Annotated in this window: 13 protein-coding genes; 2 read left to right on the top strand and 11 right to left on the bottom strand. The window is 73.3% G+C overall.

Annotation, left to right across the window (positions count from 1 at the left end; translation table 11 throughout):
- Positions 1 to 5: 5 nt before the first annotated feature.
- From argJ to argC, 3 genes are read right to left on the bottom strand one after another with little or no spacing between them, the layout of a single operon-like run.
- Complete coding sequence (argJ, locus tag JQN72_RS05460) at positions 6 to 1157, bottom strand: bifunctional glutamate N-acetyltransferase/amino-acid acetyltransferase ArgJ (RefSeq protein WP_204134153.1); 1152 nt, start codon at positions 1155 to 1157, stop codon at positions 6 to 8.
- On the bottom strand, positions 1154 to 1561 hold the full coding sequence (locus tag JQN72_RS05455; RefSeq protein ID WP_204134340.1) for an ACT domain-containing protein: 408 nt from the start codon (positions 1559 to 1561) through the stop codon (positions 1154 to 1156). The genes argJ and JQN72_RS05455 overlap by 4 nt, the downstream gene beginning before the upstream one ends.
- A 5-nt stretch (positions 1562 to 1566) precedes the next feature.
- Entirely contained in the window at positions 1567 to 2607 is a 1041-nt protein-coding gene (argC, locus tag JQN72_RS05450; protein WP_204134152.1) for an N-acetyl-gamma-glutamyl-phosphate reductase, read from the bottom strand.
- Between the two features lie 453 nt (positions 2608 to 3060).
- On the opposite strand from argC, the gene JQN72_RS05445 reads away from it, so the two are divergent.
- Positions 3061 to 3435: a hypothetical protein gene (locus tag JQN72_RS05445; RefSeq protein ID WP_204134151.1), complete on the top strand. Its 375-nt coding sequence runs from the start codon at positions 3061 to 3063 to the stop codon at positions 3433 to 3435.
- A gap of 8 nt (positions 3436 to 3443) precedes the next feature.
- Here the strand turns inward: JQN72_RS05445 and JQN72_RS05440 are convergent, their stop codons facing one another.
- From JQN72_RS05440 to JQN72_RS05425, 4 genes are all read right to left on the bottom strand, one after another.
- Positions 3444 to 4259, bottom strand: a complete 816-nt coding sequence (locus JQN72_RS05440) for an SDR family NAD(P)-dependent oxidoreductase (RefSeq protein WP_204134150.1) — start codon at positions 4257 to 4259, stop codon at positions 3444 to 3446.
- A complete protein-coding gene (gene pheT / locus JQN72_RS05435) occupies positions 4256 to 6805 on the bottom strand; it encodes a phenylalanine--tRNA ligase subunit beta (protein ID WP_204134149.1) in 2550 nt (849 codons plus the stop codon). Before pheT ends, JQN72_RS05440 begins: the two co-directional genes overlap by 4 nt.
- Positions 6805 to 7899, bottom strand: coding sequence for a phenylalanine--tRNA ligase subunit alpha (pheS, locus tag JQN72_RS05430; RefSeq protein ID WP_204134148.1), 1095 nt, complete (start codon positions 7897 to 7899; stop codon positions 6805 to 6807). The genes pheT and pheS overlap by 1 nt, the downstream gene beginning before the upstream one ends.
- A gap of 220 nt (positions 7900 to 8119) precedes the next feature.
- Positions 8120 to 9364, bottom strand: coding sequence for an MFS transporter (locus JQN72_RS05425; protein ID WP_239100147.1), 1245 nt, complete (start codon positions 9362 to 9364; stop codon positions 8120 to 8122).
- 110 nt (positions 9365 to 9474) lie between these two features.
- On the opposite strand from JQN72_RS05425, the gene JQN72_RS05420 reads away from it, so the two are divergent.
- Positions 9475 to 11046 (top strand): catalase, encoded by a 1572-nt coding sequence (locus JQN72_RS05420; RefSeq protein ID WP_204134147.1) that lies wholly within the window; start codon positions 9475 to 9477, stop codon positions 11044 to 11046.
- A 55-nt stretch (positions 11047 to 11101) separates the two neighbouring features.
- Here JQN72_RS05420 and JQN72_RS05415 read toward each other — a convergent pair whose 3' ends face one another.
- Genes JQN72_RS05415 through rpmI form a run of 4 tightly spaced genes read right to left on the bottom strand, consistent with a single transcriptional unit; the run spans position 11102 to position 13624 of the window.
- The gene (locus JQN72_RS05415) at positions 11102 to 12169 is read right to left on the bottom strand and encodes an ATP-binding protein (protein WP_204134146.1); all 1068 of its coding nucleotides are present in this window, start codon (positions 12167 to 12169) and stop codon (positions 11102 to 11104) included.
- A 10-nt stretch (positions 12170 to 12179) separates the two neighbouring features.
- On the bottom strand, positions 12180 to 12989 hold the full coding sequence (locus tag JQN72_RS05410) for an RNA methyltransferase (RefSeq protein WP_204134145.1): 810 nt from the start codon (positions 12987 to 12989) through the stop codon (positions 12180 to 12182).
- An 11-nt stretch (positions 12990 to 13000) separates the two neighbouring features.
- Positions 13001 to 13378, bottom strand: coding sequence for a 50S ribosomal protein L20 (gene rplT / locus JQN72_RS05405; protein WP_204134144.1), 378 nt, complete (start codon positions 13376 to 13378; stop codon positions 13001 to 13003).
- Between the two features lie 51 nt (positions 13379 to 13429).
- Entirely contained in the window at positions 13430 to 13624 is a 195-nt protein-coding gene (gene rpmI, locus JQN72_RS05400; protein WP_204134143.1) for a 50S ribosomal protein L35, read from the bottom strand.
- Between the last annotated feature and the right edge of the window lie 9 nt (positions 13625 to 13633).

The following is a 13633-nucleotide window of genomic DNA, read 5'->3' as shown; positions in this document are numbered from 1 at the left end:
TCTCGTCAGGTGGAGTAGGCGGAGTTCTCGTGGACGTAGTCGTGGGTGAGGTCGTTGGTCCAGACCGTCACCGACTCCTCCCCGGCGTGGAGGTCGACGACGACCCGGACCTCTCGTGGGGTGAGGTCGACGAGTGAGCGGTCCTCCCCCACTCCCCCGGCGCGGCAGACCTGCACGCCGTTGACGGCCACGTCGAGGGCGGCGGGGTCGAAGGCCGCGCTGGTCGTTCCGACCGCGGCGAGGACCCGGCCCCAGTTCGGGTCGTTCCCGAAGACGGCGCACTTGAAGAGGTTGTTCCGAGCGACCGAGCGCGCGACCTCGAGCGCGTCGTCCTCGGAGGCGGCCGTGCGCACCTCGATCGCGATGTCGTGGTGGGCGCCCTCGGCGTCCGCGACGAGCTGCCGGGCGAGGTCGGCACAGACGGACGTCACCGCCTCGGTGAGCGTCCCGGGTTCGACCTCGACGCCCGACGCGCCCGACGCGAGGAGGACGACGGTGTCGTTCGTGGACTGGCAGCCGTCGGAGTCGACGCGGTCGAAGGTCGTGCGGGTGGCCTCGCGCAGCACCGCGTCGAGCGCGTCCGGGCCCACGACCGCGTCGGTCGTCACGACGACGAGCATCGTCGCGAGCGACGGGGCGAGCATGCCGGCCCCCTTGGCCATGCCTCCGACCGACCAGCCGTCGCAGCGGGTCTCGGCGGTCTTGGGCACGGAGTCGGTCGTCATGATCGCCTCCGCCGCCGCGCCGCCCCCGTCGTCGGTGAGCCGCCCCGCGGCCGAGTCGACGCCGGCGAGCAGCGCGTCCATCGGCAGCCGCTCGCCGATGAGGCCGGTGGAGCAGACGACGACGTCGCCGGCCGCGACCCCCAGCAGCCCGGCCACGTGCTCGGCCGTGCGGTGGGTGTCCTGGAAGCCCGGGGCACCGGTACAGGCGTTCGCCCCACCGCTGTTGAGGACGACGGCGTCGGCGCGGCCGTCGGAGACGACGGTGCGCGACCACGTGACGGGCGCGGCCTCGACCCGGTTGCTCGTGAACACGGCGGCGGCGTGGTGGTCCGGGCCGTCGTTGACGACGAGGGCCACGTCCGGCCGGCCGCTGGCCTTGAGCCCGGCCGCGACGCCGGCCGCTCGGAACCCGCGAGGCGTGGTGACGCTCATGCCGACCCCTTCCCCGACAGCGAGGTGGGGGTCACGAAGAACCCTGCGCGACGCCAGGCGTCCGCGGCCGTCGTCGTGTGCTGGCTCGGCACGAGGACCCAGTCGGTGTCGAAGGTCGAGAGGCCGAGGACCGAGATCCCCGCCTCGGCGATGGGCGCGAGGATCTCGGCGAACACGCCCACCGCGTTGAGCTCCAGCGGGCCGGCCACCTCGACGGCCTTGTAGGGCCCCTCCTGGCGGGCGTCGTCGGGAACGTTCTCGGTGAGGCACACGACGGAGGTCTCGTCCCCGGTCCGGGTGAGCGAGGAGAGCGGACCGCTGCTCCAGTCGAACGCGGGCTCCTCGTCCGGTGGGAGCCGGACGATCGAGACCTCCTCGGGGTGCTCCATGAGGTGTCGGGGCATCCGGCTCACGGCGCGACCCCCGCGACGGGCAGGCCGGTCGGCTCCGGAAGCCCCAGGGCGAGGTTGAGGCACTGGACGGCCGCCCCGGCGGTGCCCTTGGTGAGGTTGTCGACGGCGGCGACGGCCACGACCCGGCCGACGCGCTCGTCGAGGGTGACCTGCACGTGGACGCAGTTGCTGGCCAGGACGCTCGCCGTGCTCGGCCAGCGTCCCTCGGGCAAGAGGTGGACGAACGGCTCGTCCAGGTAGGCGCTCTCCCATGCGGCGCGGACCTCTGCCGCCGTGACGCCGTCCGTCGCGACCGCGGTGCACGTCGCGAGGATGCCCCGCGGCATCGGGGCGAGCGTGGGGGTGAAGGAGACGCGGACCGGCCCGGCGCCGCAGGCCGAGAGGTTCTGCTCGATCTCGGGGGTGTGCCGGTGCACGCCGCCGACGCCGTACGGCGACATCGCTCCCATGACCTCCGCACCGAGCAGGTGCGGCTTGGGCGACCGACCCGCCCCCGAGGTGCCCGAGGCGGCCACGACGGCGATACCCGCCGGCTCGAGCACGCCACCGGCCAGACCGGGTGCCAGGGCGAGCGAGACGGCCGTGGGGTAGCAGCCGGGCACGGCGATGCGGGTGGCACCGGCCAGGACGTCGCGCTGCGGGCCCGCGTCGGTGCGGAGCTCGGGCATCCCGTAGGGCCAGGAGCCGGCATGGGGGGTGTCGTAGAACGTCGTCCAGGCCTCGGGGTCCCGGAGCCGGAAGTCGGCGCCGCAGTCGACGACGACGACGTCGTCCGGCAGGGCGTCGGCGATGGCGGCCGAGTGACCGTGGGGTAGGGCGAGGACGACCGCGTCGTGCCCCGAGAGGGTCTCCACGGTGGTGTCCTCGACGACGCGCTCGGCGAGGGGCGTGAGATGCGGGTGGATCTCCACCAGCTGTGTCCCGGCGGTGCTCGACGCGGTGAGGGCACCGATCTCGAGGTCGGGGTGCGCGAGGAGGAGCCGGAGGACCTCTCCCCCGGCGTACCCGCTCGCTCCGGCCACCGCGACCCGCTTCATGTGCATGAGTATACAAGTCATCTCAACTTCATGCACGCCGCCCCGAGACCATCGCCCCTACCGACCCCCGCTCCGCCTGCCCCCGCGCGGGCGTTTCGGTCGCCGACCTCGCGGTTACCGGACCGGTATGACTCTCGTGCTCGTCGTCGGTGTCGTCTCGGCCGCCCTCGTCGCGGGCGCCGCCTGGGGTGTCTACGGCCGCCTCTCCCCGAACGTCGAGGGCTTCGTCGTGGCCCTGGCCGGTGGGGCGCTCATCGTGTCGGCCGGCCTCGAGCTCGTCGAACCCTCCACCCACGTCGCCCCGCCCTGGGCCGCCTACCTGCTCGTCGTCGTCGGCGCGGCGGTCTTCGTCGTCGCCGACCGCGTCGTCGAACGGCGCAGCAGCGGCGGCGGGGGGCCGGGCTGCTCGCCGCGATCACGCTCGACGGCGTCCCCGAGAACCTCGCCCTCGGCGTGGCGCTCATCGGCGCCGGCCCCCTCGAGGTCGCGGCCCTCTCCGGGTCGATCTTCCTCTCCAACCTCCCCGAGGCGGCCGGTGGCGCCCGCGGCATGCGCTCCGGCGACGGCGGCATGGGCCGCGGGAAGGTCATGGGGCTGTGGACCGGGACCGCGCTGGTCCTCGCCGCCGCCGCGATCATCGGGAACCTCGCCCTCCAGGACGCACCCGACACCGCGCTGGCCCTCATCCGGTGCTTCGCGGGCGGGGCGGTCGTCGCGTCGCTCGCCGTCGAGGTCTTCCCGCAGGCCTTCCAGGAGGAGAAGTACTGGACGGGCGTCGCGGCCGCCCTGGGCCTCGTCCTCGCGCTGGCGCTGTCCTCCCTCGGCTGATCGGCGGGTCAGCGCAGCGGGTCGTCGTCGCGCAGCACGAGGTCGAGCATCCGCTCTCCCTCCGCGAGACCCCGCGTGGCCATCGCGCGCAGCGACTCGGGGGTGTCGACGCCCGCGCGCACGAAGCGGCCCGAGAACGCGTCGAGGTCGCCCGAGGCCAGCGCAAGCACGAGAGCGGTGACCTCCTCCCGCGAGGTCCACTCGGTACGGCCGACGTGCGCCTCCATCGCCTCGGTCATGTCGGTGCGGACGACGCCGGGCATGAGGTCGAACGCCCGGATGCCCCGCTCCCACCCCGCCAGGTGGGTCGAGCCCGTGACCCGAGCCAGCGCCGTCTTGCTCACCGCGTAGCCGCTCGCCGCGGCCGAGGCCCGCCGTCCGGCGCCTGAGTTGAGGTTGACGACCCGTCCCCCACCCGCGGCGAGCATGTGCGGCGCGACGAGCCAGGTCATGAGGTAGGCGCCGAGGACGTTGACCTCCTGGGTGTGCCACCACTCGTCGGGGTCCGAGGCGAAGAGGTCGACCTCGGCGTCGATGACCCCGGCGTTGTTCACGAGGAGGTCGATGCGGCCCTGCCGCTCGACGATGTCGGCCACCCAGGCCGTGAGGGCCGGGCGGTCGGTGACCGTGGCGACGGTCGACGAGCCACGCTCGACGACCCACCCGGCGTCCTCGAGGGCGTGGGCGACGTGGCGTCCGATGCCCCGCGAGGCGCCGGTGACGACGGCGACGAGATGCCCGCCGCGACCGGCGTCCTCCCCGGTGTCCGGCTCGGAGGTGACGTCGCCGTCGTCGTCGACCGGCTCCTCGAGGACGTCGCTCATGACCGCTGGAGGGCGCCGTGGTCCTGTGCCGCCGCTGCGACGGCGGCGTCCCGCATGGCGGAGACCTCGTCGGTCGTCATCGTCCGGTCCGGCGACCGGAAGGCGAGCCGGTAGGCGAGCGACTTCTTTCCCTCGCCCAGCTGGTCGCCGACGTACACGTCGAAGAGCTGGACGGACTCGAGGAGTGCGCCGCCTCCGGCGACGAGCGAGCGTCGGACCTCGGCGGCCGGCACGCCGGCGTCGACGACGAGGGCCACGTCGCTCTGCGCGAGCGGGTACGTCGCGAGCGTGCGTGCGTGCACCGTGGGCTCGGCGGCCACCGTGAGGGCGTCGAGGTCGAGCTCGCCGCCCACCGTACGGGCCGGCAGGCCGAGCGCCGCGACCACCTTCGGGTGCAGCTCGCCGACGTGCCCGAGCACCGTGCCGTCCGGGAGCGAGACGCGGGCGCACCGGCCCGGGTGCCAGGGCATGACCGTGTCGGGTGCGACGACGACCTCGACGGCGAGTGCCTGGGCCACGGCGTCGACGAGCTCGAGCACGTCGCCGAGGTCGGCGCGACGTCCGTCGCCCCACCAGCCCGCACGGTCCCGCTCCCCCGCGAGGAGGACGGCGACGTGCCGCGGCTGGCCCGGCACGGCGGCCCGGATGCGGGCCAGGACGTCGTCGGCCGGCCGGACACCGACCTCCTCGGTCGGCGCCGTGGACTGCGGCCCGTCGAGCGCCGTCACGAGGCCCACCTCGAACAGCCCGACGTCCCTGGCACCACGCGAGACGTTCCGCCGCAGGGCGTCCACCATCGTCGAGAGCAGGCTCGTGCGCATGTAGGGCTGCTCGTCCGAGAGGGGGTTGGCGATGCGCACCGTGCGCGCGGTCTCGGCCGCGACGTCCAGGCCGAGGTCGGTGAGCCGGTCGGCCCCGACGAACGGCGCCTCCCAGACCTCTGCCAGGCCCTGCGCGGCGAGCAGGTCGGCGACGGTCCGACGCACCCGCTGGGCGTGCGTCAGCCCCGAGCCACCGGGCGGGGTCGGGAGGACGGACGGGATGCGCTCGTACCCGTGGATGCGCGCGACCTCCTCGACGAGGTCCTCGGCCGTGCGCAGGTCCGGCCGCCAGGACGGCGGGGTCACGCTCAGGGCGTCGCCGTCCGCGGCGACGTCGCACCCGATCCGGGTGAGGACGTCGACGACCGTCGCGGTGTCGTACGCGACGCCGACGATGCGAGCGGGGAACGCGGCGGACATCGCGATCGGCTCCGGCGGCAGGGCCGAGCCGACGTCGGTGACCTCGTCGCCGGGGACGCCGCCCCCGTACTCCACGAGGAGCTCGACCGCGAGCTGCAGGGCCGCCTGGGCGAGCTGCGGGTCGACTCCGCGCTCGAAGCGCCGCGACGCCTCCGACGGCAGCTTGTGGCGCCGCGCCGTCCGCGCGACCGTGACGGCGTCGAAGTGCGCGGCCTCGAGCAGGAGGTCCGTCGTGCGGTCGGAGACCTCGGTGCTCGCCCCGCCCATGACCCCGGCGAGCCCGATGGGGGTCTCACCGCCGTCGGTGATCAGCAGGTCCTCGGGGTGCAGCGCGCGGTCGGCGTCGTCGAGTGTGGTGAGCCGCTCGCCCGGACGCGCGCGACGGACGACGATGCGCTCGCCGAGCGTCGCGAGGTCGTAGGCGTGCAGCGGCTGGCCGAGACCGAGCATCACGTAGTTCGTGACGTCCACGGCGAGCGAGATGGGTCGCATACCGGCCTCGACGAGCCGAGCCCGGAGCCACCCGGGCGAGGGGGCCGTGACGTCCAAGCCGCGGACGACCCGCGCGCCGAAGCGGCCGCAGCCGGCCCGTCCGCGGATCGGGGCGTCGTCGGCGAGCTCGACGGGGTACGCCGAGGCACTCGGCGGGGGCACCCGCGCGGCCAGGGCGGTCACCGGGTCGGTGAACCGGGCACCGATGGCGTGCGAGTACTCGCGGGCGATCCCGCGGACCGAGAAGCAGTAGCCGCGGTCGGGGGTGACGTTGACCTCGACGGTCTCGCGGTCGAGACCGAGGATCGGGACGGCGTCGGCGCCGGGGACGCACCGCGACAGGGCCTCCACGTCGCCTGCGAACCGGCGGGTCAGGACGATGATGCCGTCGTGGTCGTCGCCGAGCCCGAGCTCGCGCTCGGAGCAGATCATCCCGGCCGACACGTGCCCGTAGGTCTTGCGTGCGGACACCTCCATCGGCCCCTGGGGTGTCGTGAGGACTCCGCCGGGGAGGATGACGGGCACGAGGTCGCCCTCGCCGAAGTTGTGCGCGCCGCAGACGATGCCCTGGGGCTCGCCGGTGCCGCCCGCCTCCCCGACGTCCACCTGGCACCAGTTGACCGTCTTACCGTTCTTCTGCGGCTCCGCGACGAGCGAGAGCACCCGGCCGACGACGAGCGGCCCGGTGACCCCGCTGCCGTGGATGGCCTCCTCCTCGAGCCCGACGGACACGAGGGAGGCGGCGACGTCGACGCCCGTGGCGTCGGTGGGGACGGCGACGTACTCGGCGAGCCAGTCGAGAGGGACGCGCATCAGATCTCCATCCCGAACTGCGCGTCGAAGCGCACGTCGCCCTCGATCATGTCCCGCATGTCGCTGACCCCGGTGCGGAACATCAGCGCACGGTCGATCCCCATCCCGAAGGCGAAGCCGGTGTAGCGCTCGGGGTCGACCCCACAGGCCGTGAGGACGTTGCGGTTGACCATCCCGCAGCCGCCCCACTCGATCCAGCCCATGCCCTTGCACGCGCGACAGTCGGGGTCCTCGCCGCGGCACACGAAGCAGCGCAGGTCCATCTCGGCGCTCGGCTCGGTGAACGGGAAGTAGGACGGCCGAAGGCGAGTCGTGATGCCCTCGCCGAAGAGCTCGGTGGCGAGGCGGTCCAGGGTGCCCTTGAGATGGGCCATCGTGATGCCCTCGTCGACGGCGATGCCCTCCACCTGGTGGAACGCGGGCATGTGGGTGGCGTCGAGCTCGTCGGTGCGGAAGACCCGTCCGATGACGGCGACGTACACCGGCACGCCCCGGTCGAGGAGGGTGCGCGCCTGCACCGGCGAGGTGTGCGTCCGCAGCACGAGCCCACCGTCCGGCGGGTCGACGTAGAAGGTGTCCTGCATCTGTCGGGCGGGGTGGTCGACATCGAAGTTCAGCGCGTCGAAGTTGAACCACTCCGCCTCGATCTCCGGGCCCTCGGCGATCTCCCACCCCATCCCGACGAAGAGGTCCGCGATGCGCTGGGACATGAGCTCGACGGGGTGCCGGCGGCCCATCGGGCGGCGCCCCGTGGGAAGAGTGACGTCGACGGCCTCCTCGACGAGGATCCGCTCGTCGCGCTCGGCCTCGAGCTCCGCCTGCCGCGCCGCGAAGGCCTGGCTCACCCGCCCGCGCGCCTGGCCGACGCGCTTGCCGGCCTCGGCCTTGGCACTCGGGGGAAGGGCCCCGATCTCGCGGTTCGCCAGGGCGAGCGGGCTCCGGTCGCCCTGGTGGGCGCCGCGAGCGGCCTTGAGCTCCTCGAGGCTCGTCGCGGCGGCCGCGGCGGTCAGGGCGGCCTCGGCGGCGGCGTCGACGGCCTGCGGGTCGAGCGCGGCGACCTCGACGGGGTCGTAGCTGGTGTTGGGTCCGGACATCGCTTCCACTTCGGTGACGGCGGTGGGCGGGCCCGAGTCTAGGAGGACCCGCACCGAGGGCTGGACGGGGACACGGCCCCCGGGCGACGACGAGCCCGGCCGACCGGCCGGGCTCGGGTGACAGCGCTCAGCGCGTGCGACACGTCGGGCCCGAGGGCCCGGTAAATCGGCGGATCCAGGTCACTCGGGCATCGTAGCCGTCGCGGTGCTCGCGTGCCGGTCAGCCCGTCGTGGTGACGGCCACCTCGGACGGGACGTCCGCGGAGTCGTCGGACCGGAACAGTCCCGCGACCAGAGCGATGACCAGCCCCACCGCGGCGAGCACCACGAAGCCGCCGACCGGCCCGTAGGCGTCGATCGTGGCTCCCGCGACCGGGGCGCCGGCCGCGGCACCCACGGTGATCGAGGAGCCGTGCCAGCCCATCGCCTCGCCCCGGGCGCGGGCCGGGACGATGCGGGCGGCCTCGTCGATCGTCGCCGTGACCGTCGGAGCACAGAGCAGACCGGCGACGAAGCTGAGCACGGCGAGCGTCCACACCGAGGTCGCCACCGCCATCGGCACGGTCGTCACGGCCAGGCCGGCGAGAAGCCAGCGCGAGCGGACCTCACGGGGCAGCCCGCCGTAGACGATCCCCCCGACGAAGGACCCGGCGGCCCACAGGGCGAGGACGACACCGAGCAGCTCGACGCTGCCGAGCTGACGCAGCGCGGCCACGAACCCGAGCTCGGCACCGACGAGCACGACGGTGGACCCGGCCGCGACGAGGCAGACGACGGCGAACGGCGCGCGCAGCCACGTCCGCCGGGGGATGTCGGCGGCACCTGGCCCGGCCTCGCCCTCCGCGCGCAGCCGCGGGTCGAGGGCCCAGAGCGCCATGCCGGCCACGGCACCGAGCATCTGGACACCGAAGAGCACCCAGCGGGTGTCGTACGCGGTCGCCGCCCACACCGCGACGGCGGGCGCGAGCATGAAGAGGACCTCGAGCAACGAGGAGTCCAGCGAGATCGCCGTACGCCGGTCCTTCTCGGGGACCGCCGCGAGAAGCACCTGCCGGAACACGGTGAACGACGGCACCACGAAGAGCCCGGCCACGAGGACCAGTGCGAGGAGCCCCGGGTACCCGACCCACGGCGCCATCGCCCACGCGGCGCCGGAGACGACGACCGACGGTGCCACGACGCGTCGCAGCCCCAGCCGGTCGAGCAACCGCCCGCGCCACGGCCCGCTCACCGCGATCGACAGTGTCGCCGCCGATGCCACGAGCCCGGCCTCGGCGTAGGACCGACCCAGCGTGGTCACGACGTGCAGCGTGACGACGACCGGCGTGGCGAACACCGGCACCCGGATGACCGCCCCGAGCAGGAGCGCACGGCGCACCGCCGGGACGCCCAGGACCCGGCGGTAGGGGTCGAGCATCACCCTGGCCACCGGGACACAGTGCCACTCGAGGCCGCGGTCCGCCATCGGAGGAGAGTTCCCGCCCACACTCCCTCTTGTCTTGACTCGTTCAAGTTACGGTGCGAGGGTGGCGGACGGAGGCAGGTGACATCCCCCACCAGCACAAGGAGCCACGAATGCCCACGCCAGAGCCCTACGACGACACCACAACCCTCGGTACCCCGACCGGCTCGACCATGGCCAACGGAGCACCGGCCGAGAGCGACCTGCACAGTCTCAGCCTCTCGCCCGACGGCCCGCTCCTGCTGCACGACATGCACCTCGTCGACACCCTCGCGCACTTCAACCGGGAGAACATCCCCGAGCGCAAGCCACATGCCAAGGGCTCCGGCGCGTTCGGGACCTTCGAGTGCACCGAGGACGTCTCTCGGTACACCAAGGCCTCGGTCCTCCAGCAGGGCGCCACGTGCCGCACCCTCGCGCGGTTCTCGACCGTCGCCGGCGAGCTCGGGTCGCCGGACACCTGGCGAGACGTGCGCGGCTTCTCGCTGAGGTTCTACACCGACGAGGGCAACTGGGACATGGTCGGCAACAACACGCCGGTGTTCTTCGTCCGCGACCCGATGAAGTTCCCGCACTTCATCCGCAGCCAGAAGCGCCTCGCCGCCAGCGGCCTGCGGGACGGCACGATGCAGTGGGACTTCTGGACCAACTCCCCCGAGTCCGCCCATCAGGTCACCTACCTCATGGGCGACCGCGGCCTGCCGCGCTCGTGGCGGACCATGAACGGCTACGGCTCGCACACGTACATGACGAGCAACGCCGCCGGCGAGCGCTTCTGGGTCAAGTTCCACTTCCACAGCGACCAGGGCGTCGAGAACCTCACCAACGAGGAGGCCGAGCGCCTCTCCGGTGCGGACTCCGACTTCCACCGCCGCGACCTCTTCGAGGCGATCGAGAACGGCGACAACCCGAGCTGGACGATGTACATCCAGGCGATGCCCTACGAGGACGCCAAGACCTACCGGTTCAACCCGTTCGACCTCACCAAGGTGTGGCCGCACGAGGACTACCCCCTCGTCAAGGTCGGGACCTTCACGCTGAACGAGAACCCCGCCAACCACTTCGCGCAGATCGAGCAGGCAGCCTTCGCGCCGAGCAACGTCGTGCCGGGCATCGGCTTCTCGCCCGACAAGATGCTCCTGGCGCGGGTGTTCTCCTACGCCGACGCCCACCGAGCCCGCGTCGGGGCCAACGCCCACCTGCTGCCCGTGAACCGTCCGATCCCCGAAGTCGAGGAGAAGGCGAACCACCTGGTGTGGGACGGGCCGATGAACTCCGAGGTCAAGACCGGGCCCACCTACGTCCCCAACAGCGACGGCCGGGGCCACTCCGCCTTCGCGGGCACCGTGCCCGAGGGGTGGGAGGCGGACGGCGAGATCGTCCGCCAGGCCTACACGCTGCACTCCGAGGACGACGACTGGGGTCAGGCGGGTCGGCTCGTGCGCGAGGTCTTCGACGACGCGCAGCGGGACCGTTTCGTCGACACCGTCGCCGGCGCGCTGGGCGGCGTGCGCGAGGACGTCCTCGAGCGGGCGTTCGTCTACTGGAAGAACGTCGACGCGGAGACGGGCGAGCGGATCGAGGCCAAGGTCCGCTCGGACGCCGGCGGTCCGATCCCGGGCATGCCGGACGAGGAGAAGAACGACGTCAGGGAGCCACTGCCCGAGCCGGCCGGCGCCCCCTGAGCCGACCCCGTCGCCCCCGGCCCGTCGTCCTGACGGGCCGGGGGCGTCGTCGCGTTCAGCCGCCGTCGGGGAAGGTCGCCCGCAGCAGCGCGCCCCCACCGGGGGCGTCCTCGGCGACGACCTCGCCGCCGTGCGCCGCGACGAGCCCACGCACCAGGTAGAGGCCGAGCCCCGTACCGTGCTTGGCCCCCGCCTGCCAGAACCGGGAGAAGACGACCTCGCGGTGCTCCGGGGCGATGCCGTCGCCCTCGTCGGCGACGGTGAGGTCGGCCGCGGCCGGACCGTCCCACGAGGACCGGTGGACGGCCATCCGTACCCGCCCCCGCCCGTAGCGCACCGCGTTGTCGACGAGGTTGGTGAGCACCTGCTCGAAGCGGTCCGGGTCCGCCCAGAGCGTCTGCGCCTCCGGAGCGACGGTGACCTCGAAACGGGACCGGTCGCCGCCGGCCGCCACCCGCCTCGCCACCTGCGCCTCCAGCCGCGGCAGCACCTCGAGCGGCTGCGCGTGGACGGTGAGGCGCCCGGTCCCGATCCGGGAGGTGTCGAGGAGCTCGGTGATGAGCCGGCTCACCCGGTCGGCGTCCGCCTCGATCGTCTCGAGCATGAACCGCTTCTGGTCGTCGGTGAACCGGTCCCAGTTACGCAGGAGGGTCGAGGAGAAGCCTTTCACCCCGGTGAGCGGCGAGCGCAGCTCGTGGGCCACGGCGGTGAGCAGCGCCGAGCTCTCCTGCTCGGCCCGGCGTCGTCCCTCCGCGTCCCGGAGCCCCACGACGACCGACCGGACGGGCTCACCCCGCCCGGGGCGGATGTACTTGGCGGTGACGAGCAGCTCGCGACCGGAGGGGAGGATGAGAAGACGCTCGCGGTGACCGGTGCGCGTCTGCAGCCCACCCCAGGGGTCGGCGACGTCCCACCAGCTGTCACCGCTCAGGTCCTGGAGGGGCAGTGCGGTGCGGATGTCCTGGCCCAGCACGTCGTCGGCCCCCAGCCCGGTGATCTGCTCGGCGCGGCTGTTCATGAACCTGACGGTGCGTGAGCGCCCGACGGCGGCGACGAGCCCGTCGGGAATGAACTCCAGCCCGTGGGCGGCCAGGTCGTCCGGGACGAGGAACTGGTCCGCCATGCGCCGCAGGTTACCCCGCGGCGGGCCCCGAGCCGTGCATCTGCGCGGAAGCGTAGAGACAGACGGTCGCGGCCATCGCCAGGTTGAGCGACTCGGCCCGTCCGTGGATGGGCACCCGGACGACGTCGTCACACCGTTCCCGGACCTCCTGCGGAAGACCCCACGCCTCGTTGCCCATGACCCAGCAGTGCGGACCGGCGAGGTCCGCCTCCGGCAGGAGCGTCGTCCCGGCCCCGTCCGCGGCGTAGCTGCGGACCCCGGCGGCACGCAGCCGGTCCAACGTGTCGGCGACGTCGAGGCCGGTGACGACGGGCAGGTGGAACAGCGAGCCGGCCGTGGAGCGGACGACCTTCGGGGAGTGGACGTCGACCGAGGCGTCGCTGACGAGCACCGCGTCGGCGCCCGCGGCGTCCGCGCCCCGGATGACCGTGCCGGCGTTGCCCGGGTCGCGGACGTGGCTGAGGAGCACGAGCAGCCGGGGCGCCGCGGCGAGAACGTCGTCGAGGGCGTGGTCGGGCCGCGCGACGACCGCGAGCACCCCCTGGGGCGCCTCGGCGTCGGCCATGGCGGCGAGGACCTGCGGGGACGCCTCGTGCAGCCACAGCCCCGCTGCTCGGGCCGGCGCGACGATGTCGTCGGCGTAGCGGGCCGTGGCCTCCGGCGTGACGTAGAGGTCGACGACCTGTTCGGGTGCGTACCGCACCGCCTCGCGGACGCCTTGCGGCCCTTCGACGGCGAAGCGGCCGGTGCGCGATCGCACCGGCCGCTTCTGCAGTGCCCGGACCGACCGGACCCGGTCGGACCGGGGGTTGGTCAGCACGTGCGCTCCGCTCAGGCGGAGGCCTTCGCCGGAGCGCCCTGGTGGGCCTTGGCGACCTCGACGAGCGCCGAGAACGCCGCCTCGTCGTTGACGGCGAGCTCGGCGAGCATCCGCCGGTCGACCTCGACCTCGGCGGCCTTCAAACCCTGGATGAACCGGTTGTAGGTCATGCCGTTGGCGCGGGCCGCGGCGTTGATCCGCTGGATCCACAGGCGCCGGAAGTCGCCCTTGCGGGCGCGACGGTCACGGTAGGCGTAGCCGAGGCTGTGGGTAACCTGCTCCTTGGCCTTGCGGTACAGGCGCGAGCGCTGCCCGCGGTAGCCGCTCGCCTGCTCGAGGACGACCCGGCGCTTCTTCTGGGCGTTGACCGCCCGCTTCACGCGTGCCACGTGAGTTCTCCTTGTTCTGCTTCTACGACGTCAGTGGATGGTGGGGTCGGCTCACTTGCCGAGGAGCTTCTTGACCTTCTTGGTGTCCGCGGCCGAGACGACGACGTCCTTGGAGAGGCGACGGGCCTTCTGCGGGGTCTTCTCGTGGAACTTGTGGACGTGGCCGGCCTGCTCGCGCATGACCTTGCCCGAGCCGGTGACCCGGAAACGCTTCTTGGCGCCGCTGTGCGTCTTGTTCTTCGGCATCGTGCCGAT

Origin of the sequence: Phycicoccus sp. CSK15P-2 (assembly GCF_016888005.1) — a bacterium.
Lineage (GTDB): Bacteria > Actinomycetota > Actinomycetes > Actinomycetales > Dermatophilaceae > Phycicoccus.
This window is presented reverse-complemented; position numbering and strand designations above follow the sequence as displayed.

Excerpts from the sequence above, each read along its gene's own strand:
- argJ (WP_204134153.1), bottom strand. The coding sequence starts at position 1,157 with ATGAGCGTCACCACGCCTCGCGGGTTCCGAGCGGCCGGCGTCGCGGCC.
- JQN72_RS05455 (WP_204134340.1), bottom strand. The coding sequence starts at position 1,561 with ATGCCCCGACACCTCATGGAGCACCCCGAGGAGGTCTCGATCGTCCGG.
- argC (WP_204134152.1), bottom strand. The coding sequence starts at position 2,607 with ATGAAGCGGGTCGCGGTGGCCGGAGCGAGCGGGTACGCCGGGGGAGAG.
- JQN72_RS05440 (WP_204134150.1), bottom strand. The coding sequence starts at position 4,259 with ATGAGCGACGTCCTCGAGGAGCCGGTCGACGACGACGGCGACGTCACC.
- pheT (WP_204134149.1), bottom strand. The coding sequence starts at position 6,805 with ATGCGCGTCCCTCTCGACTGGCTCGCCGAGTACGTCGCCGTCCCCACC.
- pheS (WP_204134148.1), bottom strand. The coding sequence starts at position 7,899 with ATGTCCGGACCCAACACCAGCTACGACCCCGTCGAGGTCGCCGCGCTC.
- JQN72_RS05425 (WP_239100147.1), bottom strand. The coding sequence starts at position 9,364 with ATGGCGGACCGCGGCCTCGAGTGGCACTGTGTCCCGGTGGCCAGGGTG.
- JQN72_RS05420 (WP_204134147.1), top strand. The coding sequence starts at position 9,475 with ATGCCCACGCCAGAGCCCTACGACGACACCACAACCCTCGGTACCCCG.
- JQN72_RS05415 (WP_204134146.1), bottom strand. The coding sequence starts at position 12,169 with ATGGCGGACCAGTTCCTCGTCCCGGACGACCTGGCCGCCCACGGGCTG.
- rpmI (WP_204134143.1), bottom strand. The coding sequence starts at position 13,624 with ATGCCGAAGAACAAGACGCACAGCGGCGCCAAGAAGCGTTTCCGGGTC.